9 protein-coding genes are annotated in these 15837 nt (G+C 44.4%); 8 read left to right on the top strand and 1 reads right to left on the bottom strand.

Annotated features, from left to right (window positions below; all coding sequences use genetic code 11):
- The 4 genes from QUB13_RS24415 to QUB13_RS24400 form a co-directional block, all read left to right on the top strand.
- Positions 1-275, top strand: a 275-nt coding sequence (locus QUB13_RS24415; RefSeq protein WP_333385963.1) for a sensor histidine kinase, incomplete at its 5' end; no start/stop codon positions are given.
- A 17-nt stretch (positions 276-292) separates the two neighbouring features.
- Positions 293-664: a response regulator gene (locus QUB13_RS24410; protein WP_333385960.1), complete on the top strand. Its 372-nt coding sequence runs from the start codon at positions 293-295 to the stop codon at positions 662-664.
- An 86-nt stretch (positions 665-750) separates the two neighbouring features.
- A complete protein-coding gene (locus QUB13_RS24405; protein WP_333385957.1) occupies positions 751-2088 on the top strand; it encodes a hybrid sensor histidine kinase/response regulator in 1338 nt (445 codons plus the stop codon).
- A gap of 180 nt (positions 2089-2268) precedes the next feature.
- Positions 2269-3633 (top strand): hybrid sensor histidine kinase/response regulator, encoded by a 1365-nt coding sequence (locus QUB13_RS24400; RefSeq protein WP_333385966.1) that lies wholly within the window; start codon positions 2269-2271, stop codon positions 3631-3633.
- A gap of 256 nt (positions 3634-3889) precedes the next feature.
- Here QUB13_RS24400 and QUB13_RS24395 read toward each other — a convergent pair whose 3' ends face one another.
- Positions 3890-5257, bottom strand: a complete 1368-nt coding sequence (locus QUB13_RS24395) for a TldD/PmbA family protein (protein ID WP_333385954.1) — start codon at positions 5255-5257, stop codon at positions 3890-3892.
- 508 nt (positions 5258-5765) lie between these two features.
- On the opposite strand from QUB13_RS24395, the gene QUB13_RS24390 reads away from it, so the two are divergent.
- The 4 genes from QUB13_RS24390 to QUB13_RS24375 all read left to right on the top strand — a co-directional run bounded on the left by QUB13_RS24390 (position 5766) and on the right by QUB13_RS24375 (position 15504).
- The gene (locus QUB13_RS24390; protein ID WP_333385951.1) at positions 5766-10037 is read left to right on the top strand and encodes a PAS domain S-box protein; all 4272 of its coding nucleotides are present in this window, start codon (positions 5766-5768) and stop codon (positions 10035-10037) included.
- 306 nt (positions 10038-10343) lie between these two features.
- On the top strand, positions 10344-11201 hold the full coding sequence (locus QUB13_RS24385; protein WP_333385948.1) for a DUF1361 domain-containing protein: 858 nt from the start codon (positions 10344-10346) through the stop codon (positions 11199-11201).
- 316 nt (positions 11202-11517) lie between these two features.
- Complete coding sequence (locus QUB13_RS24380; RefSeq protein ID WP_333385945.1) at positions 11518-13491, top strand: ABC transporter ATP-binding protein/permease; 1974 nt, start codon at positions 11518-11520, stop codon at positions 13489-13491.
- A gap of 348 nt (positions 13492-13839) precedes the next feature.
- A complete protein-coding gene (locus QUB13_RS24375; RefSeq protein WP_333385942.1) occupies positions 13840-15504 on the top strand; it encodes a helix-turn-helix transcriptional regulator in 1665 nt (554 codons plus the stop codon).
- Positions 15505-15837 lie beyond the last annotated feature (333 nt).

Here is a 15837-nt window from a genome sequence, read left to right as displayed (position 1 = left end):
CAGGATTTTCACCTGTACTTGACGTGAAAACTCGAAATCTGGACGGTCGGATTGAAATCCGCATTCGCGATAATGGCGCAGGTATCAAGCCAGAGGTACTCGATAAAATTTTCAATCCCTTTTTTACTACAAAGCCACCAGCAGAAGGTACTGGTTTAGGTCTTTCTATCAGTCACGATGTTGTCGTCCAGCAACATCGCGGAGAACTAAAAGTCGAAACAGAAGTAGGAAATTACACAGAGTTTATCATCACATTGCCGAAAAAAATAGCCTAAGTTAAGGAGTTAATAAAATGAAAGTAATGGTTGTAGACGACGAGGAAGATATTCAGTCTTTGTTTACTCAAAAATTTAGAAAAGAAATCAAAGCAGGGCAAATTCAATTTTATTTTGCCCTGTCAGCAGAGGCCGCATTGGACTACTTAGAAAATCATAAAGAAGCGTCAATTGTTTTGATTTTGTCCGATATTAATATGCCAGGGATGAATGGGATAGAACTGCTCAGAATTATCAAAGAAAAGTTTCCCGATCTAAAAGTTTTTATGATTACCGCTTATGGAGATGAGAACAATCACCAAACTGCAATGGCTTATGGGGCTGATGACTATATTACTAAGCCTGTGAATTTTGAGAGCCTGAAAAATAAAATAATCAATTTGGAGTAAATTCACAATGAAACATAATTGGTAATTTGTACTTTCCCATCCTCTCCTTCTGCCTTCAGGGTTCTACTAGCAACAGAGAGACTAATATGTCAGCAAAAATACTGTTTGTAGATGACGAAGAAACTTTAGAATATGTAATTTCCCAGGTATTTAGAAAAAATATCCGCACGGAAGGATGGCAGATTTTTTTTGCTCGTAATGGTGTAGAAGCGCTGGAAAAATTGAAAGAACACCCGGATCTCGATATAGTATTGACCGACCTTAATATGCCTGAAATGGATGGCCTGACTTTACTATCTAGACTTAATCAAATAGACCTACCCCTGAAAACAATAGTTATATCAGCCTATGGCGACATGGAAAATATCAGAAATGCCATGAACTTAGGTGCCTTTGACTTTCTAACCAAGCCGATAGATTTGGAAGATTTAAAGATTACCATCAACAAAACGCTGCGTGACGTGCAACACTTAAAAGAAAACCAGCGCTTGCGGGAATCAGAAGCTCGCGCTAGAGAACAAGCTCAGGATTTACAACAAGGTCTGCAAGAGCTAAAAAAGACCCAAGCTCAACTAATTCAGACCGCAAAAATGTCTTCTTTGGGTCAACTGGTTGCGGGAATTGCTCATGAAATTAACAACCCTGCTAGCTTTATCTATGGCAATATCAGCCACGTCAGTGATTATATCAACAACCTAACCCACCTGCTAAATCTCTATCAGCAGCAGTACCACCCACCCACTACTGAGATTGAAGCTGAAATCAAAGCCATAGATTTAGAATTTATGATAGCAGATTTATTCCAAATTCTGGCTTCGATGAAATGTGGTGTTAACCGCATTCACAAGATTGTTTTGTCTTTGCGTAACTTCTCAAGGCTGGATGAAGCTAACATAAAGTCTGTTGATATTCACGAAGGGATCAAAAGTAGCCTGCTGATTTTGGATAATCGACTTCAAACAACGATAGCGCGTCCACAGATTCAAGTGATCGAGGAGTACACCCATCTGCCTTTAGTGGAATGCTATGCTGGAGAACTAAATCAGGTGTTTATTAACATTCTTTCTAATGCGATTGATGCTTTGAATGAGTACAATAAACAACGGTCACTAGATGACATCTCGGCTCTCCAGAGCACCATTACTATTCGCACTGTTCTGCTAGAGGAAAATTCCCGTGTCGTCATTCAAATTCTGGACAATGGGCTGGGAATGACCGCAGACGTGAAAGACCGTATTTATGAACCTTTTTTTACTACTAAGCCTGTAGGTCAGGGTACTGGTTTGGGTCTCTATATCAGCTACCAAATTATAGTGGAAAAGCATGGGGGCACATTGAAGTGTGTTTCAGAGGTGGGGGAAGGAGCGGAGTTCTGGATTGAAATTCCAATCACACAAACTAAGGCTGAACTCGACTTGAGCTAATCAATCGCCCTCTACCAAACTCAGAGCCTATTACAGCCGTTAGGTTGGCCATTGTAGAAATCAGCCTTTTCATGACTCTTGCAATAATATATAATAAACTTAAAGTATATAAATATTACTGAAATAAGTTAATCAATGCAAGGGGAAAAAATGTCGGATCAGACCGAAAAATATCGCAATATGCCAGCTAAAATATTATTTGTGGATGACGAGCCAGATTTAGAATCTCTAATTTCCCAGAAATTTAGAAAAAAGATCCGTGCGGAAGAATACCAAGTTTTTTTTGCGTATAATGGCGTAGAAGCGCTGGCAAAGTTACAAGAACAACCGGATATAGACATTGTGCTGACTGACATTAATATGCCAGTTATGGATGGCATCGCTTTGTTAGGGAAACTTAATCAGATAGCTTCCCTAGTCAAAACAATAGTTATATCGGCTTATGGCGACTTGGGAAATATTAGAAAGGCGATGAACGCCGGAGCCTTTGATTTTTTGACTAAGCCTATAGATTTTAATGATTTAGAAATTACAATTAACAAAACATTGTCCCACGTACAACAGCTAAAGGAAAACGAGCGCTCCCGCCAAGAAAGAGAGGAGAAGTTGCGGCAATCGGAAGTGCGAGAGCGAGAAAAAGCTATCCAACTAGAAGTCGCAATGCAAAAGTTACAGCGCACCCAATCTCAGCTTATTCAGACTGAGAAAATGTCTAGCTTAGGACAGTTAGTTGCTGGTGTTGCCCACGAAATTAATAATCCGGTTAATTTTATTTATGGCAATTTAACTTATGTCAATGAGTATAGTCAGAAGCTATTGGATTTAATCAACCTTTACGAACAGAATGATGCCCATAATCACCCTGAAATCGCAGCTTTAATTGACAACATAGAGCTAGAATTTATCAGAGAAGATTTACCTAAAATGCTATCTTCGATGAAAGTAGGGGCTGAACGTATCCGTCAGATTGTGCTGACGTTGCGGAACTTCTCCCGCCTTGACGAAGCTGAGATGAAACTGGTTAATATTCACGAGGGCATCGACAGCAGTATAGTCATTTTGCAGAGTCGGCTCAAGCCTAAGCCGGATTGTCCACCTATTCAAATTATTCAAGAATATGGAGATTTGCCTAAAATAGAATGTTATGTGGGTCAGTTGAATCAGGTATTTATGAATTTGCTGAGCAATGCGATTGATGCCTTGAATTCCTATGACAAAAAACGCAGCCCGGAGCAAATTAAAAACGAGCCTAGTACGATTACGATTCGTACTGCTATGCTGAATCAGGATTGGGTAATAATCAGTGTGAAAGACAATGGGATGGGGATAACAAGTGAGGTAAGAACCCATCTATTTAGTCCTTTCTTTACAACTAAACCTGTGGGTCAAGGTACTGGTTTGGGATTATCTATTAGCTATCAGATTGTGGTGGATAAGCACGGCGGAGATTTGAAGTGTTTATCACAGCCAACAGAGCGGGGTGCAGAATTTGTGATTGAGATTCCTATTAGGCAGAATAATCGGGCAGAGATGAAGGAAACTTAAGGGGAATTAAACAACAAATCAGGGTCAAGTCTATAATTGCGATCGCACTTCCCCAATTTCTCTGTAATTTCTGAAGTCTCCCAAACACCGAACTACCTAGCTGAAGCCCTCGATAGTAGATTTTGAGTCATTGGTCAACGTGTCAGTGTCCCGGACTGGTTAAGGTGAGGCGTGAGGGGGCGATCGCGCCTTCACCATGTGCCAGTTGCATAAGTTTTGAACTAATGACTAATGACTAATGACTAATGACTATTGCCTATCTTCCTCCGACTACAACATTTTTAATTCGCAGGTGGGGGCCGCCGACACTGACGGGTAAACCGCTTTGGCCGCCTTTACCGCAGCCGCCGTAGGCATAAACCGAGTCGTTTCCTATCGACTCAATATCCTTTAAAGTCTGAAATACATTGCCGCTTAAAGTGACATCACTCACCGGTTCGGCCAATTTGCCGTCGCGAATCATGAAGCCTTCAGCCGCCGCAAAGGTAAACATTTCGCCGTTGGTTTGTCCTCCCAACATCCGCACTGCATACACTCCTTCCTCAATGTCGCCCACCATTTCGTCAAAAGAATGTGCGCCAGATTCGATCGCCGTATTAGTCATCCGCACCAACGGCATAAAAGTAGCGCTCAGAGCCCTGGCATTTCCCGTCGGAGCTTCGCCCATTTTGCCCGCAGTCTCGCGATTGTGCATCCGAGCTGCTAAAACTCCATTTTTAATTAAATGCTTGCACTGAGCCGGCACACCTTCGTCGTCGTATTTCAAAGTTCCCGGCAGTCCCGGCAAAGTTGCGTCGTCAATTACATTCAATTGTTCGATCGCCACAGGCTTGCCCAAAGTCAACAATTCCTGCATTTTCGGATTTTCGTAAATGCCGTCAGCTTCCGACAAATGCCCAAAAGCTTCGTGAATAAACACCCCCGACAAATAAGGGTCTAAAATCACCGGATACTGGCCACCTTTTACCGATTTTGCTTCTAGTTGGCCGACAGCTCGAACGGCCGCACTTTTAACACGATCTTCAATATTTGTCAAGACACCGTAGTCCGATCGCGAGTGAATCGACTCAAACCCTTGGCGGACGACACCGCCCTCGCCCCGGGCGATCGCCCCGAAACGCCCCGTCACGTCCAAGCGCTCTTGAGCGATGCAAGTGCCTTGAGAATTCACAAAATAAGTAATCCCGAATCTGTCGCTGTAACCGGCCATTGTCGTCTGAATTCGCGGGTCGTAATCTAACAGCAACTGGTTGTAAGATTCGAGCAATTTCCGCTTTTCTGCTAAAGTAATAGAGCGCGGATCGCGGCCAAATTCCACCGCTACATAATCTTGAATCGGAGCGACATCTGCTAGTAGAGTTTTTTCGCTCCCAACCAAACGAGACTGAACGACAGCTTCTTCAATCCGAGCTTTTAACTCAGCTAAACCGTTAAAAGTTACAAAACTCCAGCCGCCTTTGTGACAGGCGCGGATGCCGCCGGCGAGACTGAAACTGCGGTTGACTGCATCTAACCCAGGGCCGCGAAAACTAATCGCAGTTGACTCGCTTTGTTCGAGGCGAACTTCTAGATAATCTACTCGATCGCGATAAGGTGCGATCGCTTCCATCAACTGTTCCTGCATTAAATTGTCCCTATGAATGATTTAGATCAATTCCGGTGTAATACCAATTTTTTGTGAGGCTGCATAGAATCCGATCCCCCCTTAGCTTGCCCCCTACTCCCCCTTAATAAGGGGGGGACAAGAGTCCGATCAAAGTCAACCCCTACTCCCCTTCTTAAGGGGGATTTAGGGGGATCGAGATATGTGCAACGACCCATTAAATTGGTGTAACCGGAATGACTGTTGACTGTTTGAACAATACCGATACAACCGGAAACGATATTACGCCCAGCGCTCAAAAAAATTATTGCTAACCTTATTTTAACCAATAAATCCCGTCTTTCGGATGGGTGTCCGGCCCCGATCGTACTCAGGAGTGCGCGATCGCCCGCGATCGCCCCATCACACAAAACAAACTCGCGCAGGCTTGCCCCAAGCCCGGTATGCCGGAAATTTCGCGTGTGCCTAGAAAAATAGAATTAAAATAAATCTATCTAAAGACTTAGAAATATAGCTTAAGTGCCGGCAAATGCAATACTTTAAGATTAAAAAATTTCAAATTTCACCTTATTTAGCAGCAATTGCCACATCAGTAGCAATTTTGGTCGGAGTTGGCATTTTAGATCGATCGGAACAACAGCGATTTTTGCAGTACAAGCGCGCTAGCACGCTCGATCGCCTCAGCACAATCCGTTCTAAGCTCGAAAGCTCATTGAATTCCCGGCTGTTTTTGATGCGGGGTTTGGTGGCTGACATTTCCAACAACCCAAATATCACCGAAGCCGAATTTGCAGCGACGGCGAGAATTCTGCTGGCACAGCAAACCGGTATTCGCAGCATAAGTTTAGTTAAAGGCACGACGGTCGCTTACATTTATCCGCGGGAGGGAAATCAAAAGGCGATCGGGGTTGACTTGACGGCGCTACCCGAACAGCGGCAAATGGTTCAAAATGCGATCGAAACCAGAAAAACTTTGGTTGCCGGGCCCGTGAAATTATTGGAGGGAGGCCTGGCCTTCGTCAGCCGATCGCCGATTTTTCTCACACCCTCCGGCGCCGAACCCGAAACAGGAGTTTACTGGGGCTTGACAGGCCTGATCGTGGACAAAAATTCCCTAATTGAGGAAGCAGGACTCAACGATTCCTCAGCGAAGCTGCAATACGCTCTGCGGGGCCAAGACGGGAGGGGAGCATCCGGCGCAGTGTTTTTCGGTGACGGGTCAATTTTTCAGGACAATCCCGTGCTGCAGGAAGTCACTTTGCCCAACGGTTCCTGGCAGTTGGCAGCAATTCCGGTGGGAGGATGGCCTGCAAATTCGCCGTTTCGGGGGTGGCTGCTCTTTGGAGGCGACTTGCTGGCACTTGTGAGCGGGGTGGTGGTTTTTAGCTGGGTGTACGGCCGTGCGAAACTGCGTTCCAGCGAAGCTAAGTACCGGCAACTCGTTGAGAATGCTAACAGCATGATTGTGCAGTTAGACAGTGAAGGCAAGATTACTTTTTTTAACGAGTTTGCTGAAACTTTTTTCGGGTATTCAGAAGCAGAAATCATCGGCAAAAGTGCGATCGGCACAATTATACCGAAAACTGCTTTCTCCGAAAGTGACCTCGTGGCAATGATTCGAGACTGTTTAGCACAGCCAGAAAAATACTTCCACAACGAAAATGAAAACATCCGCCGCAATGGAGAAAGGGTGTGGATAGCGTGGACAAATAAACCTTTACTAGATGCGAAGGGAAATTTGGCAGGACTGCTTGGTATCGGGACGGATATTAGCGATCGCAAAAAAGCTGAAATCGCCCTGCAAGCTTCTGAATCAGAATTGCTAGCTTTGTTTGCTGCCATGAACGACGTAATTTTTGTACTCGATGTTGAAGGACGCTTCCTGAAAATTGCCCCCACCAATCCCCAACTTTTGTATAAGCCACGGGCCGAACTTGTCGGACAAAAAACCCGCGATATATTTGAGCCAGAAATAGCAGAAATGTTTCTGGAGTCAATTCGCCTCGCCCTCGCTACTAATCAAGTCAGTAGTTTAGAATATAACCTGCAAATTGGCAGCGAACAAAGGTGGTTTTTCGCTAATATTTCGCCCATGACAGAAAATACGGTGCTCTTAGTAGCCCGTGACATTACGCAGCGCAAGCAGTCGGAAAATTGGTTGAACGGTCAAAAACAAATTTTAGAAATGATTACTCAGGGCGCTTCTTTGAGCGATACTTTAAATACTTTAATTGAAATTCTCGAACAGCAATCGAGAGATGTCATGGGTTCGGTTTTACTGTTAGATGAAGACGGTCAACATTTTCTGCACGGAGCCGCGCCGAGTTTGCCGGAAAGTTACAACGCTGCTGTTCATGGTGCAGCCATCGGCCCGAATGTCGGTTCCTGCGGCACTGCTGTCTACCGCCGCGAACAAGTGATCGTTACAGATATTGCTACCGATCCTTTGTGGGACAATTATCGAGATTTAGCCTTGACTTTTGGACTGAAAGCTTGTTGGTCTAGTCCGATTTTTTCGTCTACAGGTCAAGTTTTAGGCACTTTCGCCATGTATTGCGCCCAACCGCGCGTTCCCCAAAATTTCGATCTGCAATCGATCGAAACTGTCAGGCATTTAGCAGGAATTGCGATCGAGCGCAAACAAGCAGAAGAAAGTCTCAAACAGCTCAATCAAGAACTAGAAAATATAGTCAAACAAAGAACAGCTCAATTGATGCAAAGTGAAGAACGCTGGCAGTTAGCGCTCAAAGGCAACAATGACGGCATTTGGGATTGGAACTTGCAAACAGGAGAAATATTCCTGTCCAATCGCTTTAAGGAAATCACCGGATACCAACACAGACCAAATCTCGATTACTTTGACGAATGGAACAGGGACACGCATCCCGACGATTTAGCCTTAGTAATGCAAGCTTTCCAAGACCATTTAGATAGGAAAACGCCACATTACATCGTCGAATACCGCTGGTGGTGCTATAACAGCGCCTACAAATGGATACTCTGTCGGGGACAAGCTTTGTGGGACGAATCTGGAAAAGCAGTCCGCATTGTTGGTTCAATTACTGACATTACCGAGCCCAAACAAGCAGAGGAAGCACTGCGTTTGAGCGAAGCAAAATTCCAAAAGCTGTCAGCTAATTTGCCGGGAATGATTTATCAATGTTTGCTGCGTCCAGATGGCTCTGTCAGTTTCCCTTACATGAGTCTTGCTTCCCGAGAAATGTTTGAGTTAGAAGCCGAAGCTGTTGTGCAAAATTCGGCTTTACTAACAGATTTGGTTCATCCTGAAGACAGCCAAAATTATTACGAATCTATTGGTATTTCAGCGCAAACTTTGCAACCTTGGCAGTGGGAAGGACGGCTGGTGCTGCCTTCGGGTAAGGTTCGCTGGTTTCAGACAAATTCGCGTCCTGAAGCTAAAGAAAACGGCGATATTCTTTGGGACGGCATCACTATTGATGTGACGGATCGCAAGCAAGCTGAGTTAGCTTTGCAAGAAAGCCAGCAGTTCATTCAAAAAGTAGCCAATGCTACTCCCGGTATTTTGTATCTCTACGACTTGGAAGAACAGCGAAATATCTACACTAATAATTCACTATTCACGCTTTTGGGCTATACCAACGACGAAATTACAGCGATGGAGTCGTCAATGATGCCTCAGTTAATACACCCCGAAGATTTGTTGACAATCGTTAAATATCACGCGAGCCTTGTAGAAGTTGAAGATGGCGAAATTAGGGAAATTGAGTACCGGATGCGGGCAACAGACGGTCAATTTTTGTGGCTGCACAGTCGGGATACTATTTTTAGCAGGAATGCTGATGGTCAGGGTAAGGTAATAATTGGATTTTGCCTGGATATTACGACTCGCAAACAAGCAGAGGAAGCACTGCGACAAAGCGAGGCGCGAGAAAGAGAAAGAGCTGGAGAGTTAGAGTCAGCGCTGCTAGAATTGCAATCTACTCAAACTCAGCTCATTCAAACTGAAAAAATGTCTTCTTTGGGGCAATTAGTTGCCGGCATCGCTCACGAAATTAATAATCCCGTTAATTTTATTTACGCTAACATTGATTATCTAAACCTGTATACAACACAGTTGCTCGATCTGGTGAATCTTTACGAACAGGAGTATCCAGAACCTAATTCAAAAATTGTCGATCGCATTCAAGAGATTGATTTAGGTTTCATGGCTGAGGATTTAACAAAAATTGTGGGTTCGATGCAGGTAGGAACCGAGCGCATCCGGCAAATTGTTTTGTCGCTCAGGAATTTCTCGCGGCTGGACGAATCGGCAATGAAGCCTGTGGATATTCATGCAGGAATTGATAGCACTTTGTTGATTTTGCAGCACCGCTTGAAAAGTCACGACAGCCGTCCGGCCATTGAAGTAATTAAGGAGTTCGACAAACTGCCACTGGTGGAGTGCTATGCTAGCCAACTGAATCAAGTGTTTATGAATATTATTGTTAATGGCATTGATGCGATTGAGGAACGCTGTCACAAGTTGTCGGTTTCTGAAGCAGAGAAAAATCCCGGCCGGATTGCTATTTGGACTGGTGTAACGCCTCAAAACACTGTGATGGTGGAAATTTCGGATAACGGTACGGGCATTCCCGAGGAGATAGTCGATCGCATTTGTAACCCGTTTTTTACGACCAAGGCTGTTGGGAAAGGTACGGGGCTGGGGATGTCGATCGCGCACTCGATTGTGGTAGAAAAGCACAAGGGTAAGATTGAGTGTATTTCCCAAATGGGACGGGGAACGACTTTTAAGATACAAATTCCGATCGCCAAAACCTAGTCGATTTTAGATTTTAGATTTTAGATTTTAGATTTTAGATTGGTAGGGTGCGTCAGATCATAGCTGAATTTTCAGGCTGTGAGCGATGAGCCGCGAGCTGACGCACCCTAAGAATTAGCGACTCGTGCACGAATGCTCCCCCTCTTCCTTCTTCCTGATGACGTTGGACGGAAAGCTCGGGGGGACAGCAAAACATGACGTTGGACTAATGACTTCTTCCCTCTTCCCTCTGCTACAGCGACTAAGATAGATCCAAGCTGCTAGAGAAGCGGTGCTGCATCAACCTTTAAATGGATAAAAACTGACATGATGGGATTAATCCTGGAAGCGCTCGAAGCAATGGGACACAATGTCCGCTGGATGTCTTGGAATTTGTTTTTAGGTTTACTACCGCTGGCGCTGAGTTTTTGGCTGTTCCGCAAACCCCGATCGCGCTGGCTGCTTTGGGGTACGTGGGTTCTTCTGGGCGCTACATTTGTGCCGAGCACGCGCCATGTTTTAGCCTATCTGAGGCACATTGTGCAAGATGTGGGCAAAACTTACGTTTTGGGGGCGATCGCCATTACGATCGTGCTGATGGCTATAGACATCTGGGTATTGCGACAGCGCGGAGTTCGCTCTCTCCGCTGGTGGGGCGGTTTTTTCTGGTTTATCGCATTTTTGCCCAACGCACCCTACGTTTTAACTGATATCATTCACCTGATTGAGCAGATTAAAGAGGATCGCTCGGTGTGGACTGTGACTCTGGCTTTAATTCCGCAGTATCTGGCGTTTATGCTCGCCGGGTTTGGAGCTTACGTGCTGTCGGTGATGAATTTGGGTTACTATCTCAAGCAACAGGGTTGGGGTAGATTTATCCTCGCCACCGAGATGATTATTCACGCACTTTCGGCGATCGGCATTTATTTGGGGCGATTTATCCGCTTCAACAGTTGGGACATTCTGACTAACCCCGATGCGCTGGTTAACACCGTAATGAACGATTTGATTGGCAAGCGTCCGTTTGTAGTAATGGCTGCAACTTTTGTAGTAATTGCTGTTTTATATTGGGTGATGAAGCAAGTGATTTTGGGGATTAGCCAGCGATTTTACAGCACTCAATCCGAGTCGGAGTCGATCGACCAAACCGCGACTTCTTCTGATTCCATCGATTTGAGATTCTAGAGATGCCCATTGAGAATTGACTTGTAGCTCCGTGAATCTGCCAGCTTGAACTAATCGCAGTTCAAAAAACCAATGCAACTCTAGGATAGCTGCTAAACCGCTATTTTATAAGTCATTCTCAATCAAAAAACGCAAAACAAAAAATGAAAATCCTATGAAATCCAATTTTTTTATATCAAGTATTTAAGCCTGCAAGCCAGTATCCGTCTGTAGGTAAGATTAATTTCTGCGATCGGCTCCCAAATAAATTACTGCAGCCATCGGTAATAAAACTTGATATGTTATAACAGCCGAAGTAGTTTTGTAACAAGCAAAGATGAATCGATTTGACCGTCAGTTGTGGGAGCGATTTATGGCGATCGCTCAGCCTTACTTTTATCCTTTAGAGCCTGGGGGCGGCAGAAGATTTTTAGGATTAGTCGCACTGCTGTTGATATTTCTCTTTGCTGCGATGTTTGTGGCTGTGAGCGCTTTATGTCTCGGAGGTGCTGCTCTTTTTCCAGATTTTGTCAATAGTATTGCGGCGGGCTTAGTTACTTTGTTGCAAGGAATTATTAATTCGCCGGCAATTGCGATCGTAGCTTTCATGCTAATTATTCCTTTCATTGCTTTTATCTGCTTCAAAAACAGATTGACAGCGCACTGGCAGCCCTGGGCTTTATTGACTTTGCTGCTATTTTTGTCCCTGTCAGTTAGCGGCCTGAATGTCATCATTAGTTATGTCGGTAACTTTTTTAACACAGCACTAGCTAAAAAAGACGAGCTCAATTACTGGAAGTATCTGTTTGTCTATGCAGGCGTTTTTGCACTCGGCACTCCTATTGTCGTAATTTACCGCTACATCCAAGATAAATTAAGTCTCTACTGGCGAGAGTGGATGACAAATAAGTTCCTCGATAAATATTTTCACAATCGGGCTTATTACGAAATAAATTCTCACAAAGAAATCGACAATCCAGACCAGCGAATTTCCGAAGATGTCAAATCATTTACCAGGACAAGTTTGTCATTTTTGCTGATAATCTTGGGTTCAATAGTTGACATTATATCTTTCACAGGTATCCTGTGGTCTATCTCCAAACAACTTTCGATATTCCTGATAGTTTATGCTATCTTGGGGACGGTCGCCACTCTGATTTTTGGGCAAAAATTAGTACCTCTTAATTTTAACCAACTTAAAAAAGAAGCTAACTTCCGCTACGGACTGGTTCACATTCGCGACAATGCTGAATCTATTGCTTTTTACCGGGGAGAAGAACAGGAATCGACACAAATAAAACAGCGGTTCGTGGAAGTATTCCGCAATTTTAATTTACTAATTGGCTGGCAGCGAAATCTGGATTATTTCACAACAGGATACGGATATGCTGTTGTGATTATTCCGGCTTTGTTTTTAGCTCCTGCTTACTTTGCTGACAAAACCGATACAATCCAGTTTGGAGATATCACGCAAGCAGGTTTTGCTTTCAGTCAGGTTTTAGGCGCTTTTTCGGTGGTTGTAACTCAGATTGAACCGCTGAGTTCTTTTGCAGCTAGTATCAATCGTTTGACTGTATTTACAGATACTTTGGAAGCAGAAAAAGCGGTATCTCGTGCCGGAGAAACAACTATAGATTTAGTAGTTGATTCTCAGTTGACGCTGGAACACGTTACTTTAGATACTCCCAAACATCAAAAAACTTTGATTAGGGATTTGTCGGTAGCGGTGTCGCCGGGAGAAGGACTGTTAATTGTCGGTCAAAGCGGCGCAGGAAAGAGTTCTTTGGTGCGGGCTATTGCGGGTTTGTGGGACTCGGGAACGGGCCGTTTGGTGCGGCCGGAACTTGGGGAAATGTTGTTTTTGCCGCAGCGTCCTTATATGATTTTGGGGAGTTTGCGATCGCAACTTCTGTATCCCAACACCAGCAGCGAGGTTGATGAGGAAAAATTTCGCCGCGTTTTGGCATCAGTAAACTTAGCAGATTTACCGGACAGATTGGGCGGTTTTGAGGCGGATTTAGATTGGACGGAGATTTTGTCGCTGGGAGAACAGCAGCGTTTAGCTTTTGCCCGATTGTTGCTGACAGAACCGCGCTACGCTATTTTGGATGAGGCGACAAGTGCTTTGGATTTGAAGAACGAGCAACATTTATACGAGCAGTTGCAAGCAACTAAAACTACGTTTGTGAGTGTCGGCCACCGCTTGAGTTTGTTGAAATATCACCAGCAGGTTTTGGAACTTTTGGGCGATGAAAGTTGGCGGGTGGTTTCTGCTGAGGAATACCGCGATAGTGCGAGCGCGTTTGATTGATAGAGGGCTGCTAAAGATGATATTATGTCCGGTAAAAAAATAAGGTTCGGGTTGGTAGTGAGGACTGAAGTCCTCATCCAATTTAAAAGCTGAATTCCTCACTACCAACCTGTTTTATAGCTGTTGTTCTATCGGACATAATATTACTGATTGCATCAGGGTTGGGAGGTTGCCTACAGTTGTATTGTTTTTAAAACTGGTATCAAAACCTAGAATTTGGGCAGAAATATCTCAAGTTTCCCGAAAAACACAAAAGCAAACTGAACTTTAACCGATGCAATTGTTCGCCCGCGAGAACTCACAGAATATAATAGAAGATAGATTTTTAGTAGAGGCGAGATTCCTACCTTGACTACTCCGATTCCTCAAAACTTTGTGCAAAATATCGCCAAACAGCTCGGTGTGACAGATGCCGAGTTAAAAACCGTGTTTATGGCTCTTGACGGTCAATCTACCGCTACGATCGCCAAAAAGCTCGGCATTAGCGACATCGCCGTTCGCAAAAGACTAGGCGAAGTTTACAAAAAGTTTCAGATTGGGGGGAACGGCCCGGGAAAATTGTCAGAATTGAGACATCAGTTGCTGTTTTCATACCACGCAGAGCAGGGAGCAAGCGATTTTAGTCCCGGAGGTAAAGGATCTTTTTTCAAAATGCCGATCCTCTCCGAGCGCTCCGCTAACGGGCGCAGACAAGAAGATTGGGGCCAAGCGCCGGATGTTGCGGTTTTTTACGGACGCAGTGAAGAATTAACTGCGCTAAAACAGTCGATCGTATCGGATAATTGTCGCTTGGTAGCGCTGCTGGGTTTGGCCGGTAGCGGGAAAACAACTCTGTCGGTACAGTTGGCGAAACAGATACAGCATGAGTTTGATTTTGTGATTTGGCGATCGCTGCGATCGACACCAACACCATCCGAATTTCTAGACAGCTTAATTCAACTTTTTTATAACCCAAAAAAGCCCGATGTGCCGTTAGTGGCTCCATCGAAAAAGAGCGATCTCAACGACAAAATTTCGCGTTTAATCGAGCATTTGCGAAAACAGCGCTGTCTGCTAATTGTAGACGATTTTGAAGCAGTCCTCCGACCCGAAGAACTAGCAGGACACTACCGCGAAGGCTGCGAAGGCTATCGAGATTTAATTATACGCCTCGGTCAAGTCAATCATCATAGCTGTTTAGTGCTAGTTAGTGCCGAAGAACCTACAGAACTAGCTTTGCTGGCGGGAGAAAAAGTGCGGTCTTTCAAGCCCGCTATTTCTTCAGAAATAGCGCGAGAAATTTTCCAAGAAAAAGGCTTGTCAGCTCGCGATCGAGAGTGGGAAATTTTGTTAGCTCGCTACGGAGGAAATTTGTTAGCATTAAAAATTGTGGCAACCACAATCAAAGATTTTTTTGATGGTAATGTTGTCAAATTTTTAGAAGCGACGGCGTTATTTATTGAAGAACACATCAGCAATTTGCTCGCGCAGCAATTCGATCGAATGTCGAATTCAGAACAAGAGATTGTCTGCTGGCTGGCTATTGCACAAAGTCCGATTTCCCTGACGACTTTGCGAGAAAAAATGTTAGTCAATTCCTCGCTTTCCGATTTGCTAAAAAATCTCGATTCTCTCAGCCGTCGCTTGCTAATTGAAAAAATCAGTGAGGGCGGAGAAACTGTGTTTAGGCTTCAGCCTTTAATTGTGAAATACGTGAGCGAAAGATTGGTTGAGCAGATTCGGGTGGAGGTTTTGGAAACAGTTAAAACGCAAGGAACAGAAAGAATGCGGCTGTTAAAAACTCACAATTTTAGCCAGAGTATTGCTCAAGAAAAAGCAGGTGAAGAATCTCGCAGTCGCTCAATTTTAGCATTAGTTAAAAATCGGCTGCAAGTGTTGTTTCTGAAAACTACAGGCTTTGATGAACCGCTAAATATCCTGACGAAAGTTGTCTCCGGTTTGGAGGATAAATCGACGCTTGAGGTGGGATATGCGAAGGAGAATCTAGCGCAGATTATTTGGGAATTTCAGTAGACTTGAATTGCATCCATGTCCTCTCAAGACTTGAAATCTGCGTTGAGCGCCGTCAATCTGCTATTTTCCGAGCGATCGTATCATGTCCCGTAGATTACCATCACAAAAATGGTTCGCGCGTGCGTCAGTCAGTGTCCGCACGCGCGATCCGAACTGTGCGTTTAATCGAGTATTTGTGGGGTGCGGATACATCAAAAATTCCTTGCACTCGATCGACAATCTGACGTAGCGGATCTATGAAATTGTCGATTTTTTGTTATAAATTTTCGAGGAAGACGCACCCTACGCTTTCTTCTTTCTTCTTTTCACCCTGAGCGAAGCCGTTATAGCCTT

This window comes from Microcoleus sp. B4-D4, from assembly GCF_036705185.1.
Classification (GTDB): Bacteria; Cyanobacteriota; Cyanobacteriia; order Cyanobacteriales; family Microcoleaceae; genus Microcoleus.
This window is presented reverse-complemented; position numbering and strand designations above follow the sequence as displayed.

Excerpts from the sequence above, each read along its gene's own strand:
- QUB13_RS24385 (WP_333385948.1), top strand. The coding sequence starts at position 10,344 with ATGATGGGATTAATCCTGGAAGCGCTCGAAGCAATGGGACACAATGTC.
- QUB13_RS24395 (WP_333385954.1), bottom strand. The coding sequence starts at position 5,257 with ATGCAGGAACAGTTGATGGAAGCGATCGCACCTTATCGCGATCGAGTA.
- QUB13_RS24390 (WP_333385951.1), top strand. The coding sequence starts at position 5,766 with ATGCAATACTTTAAGATTAAAAAATTTCAAATTTCACCTTATTTAGCA.
- QUB13_RS24410 (WP_333385960.1), top strand. The coding sequence starts at position 293 with ATGAAAGTAATGGTTGTAGACGACGAGGAAGATATTCAGTCTTTGTTT.
- QUB13_RS24400 (WP_333385966.1), top strand. The coding sequence starts at position 2,269 with ATGCCAGCTAAAATATTATTTGTGGATGACGAGCCAGATTTAGAATCT.
- QUB13_RS24380 (WP_333385945.1), top strand. The coding sequence starts at position 11,518 with ATGAATCGATTTGACCGTCAGTTGTGGGAGCGATTTATGGCGATCGCT.
- QUB13_RS24405 (WP_333385957.1), top strand. The coding sequence starts at position 751 with ATGTCAGCAAAAATACTGTTTGTAGATGACGAAGAAACTTTAGAATAT.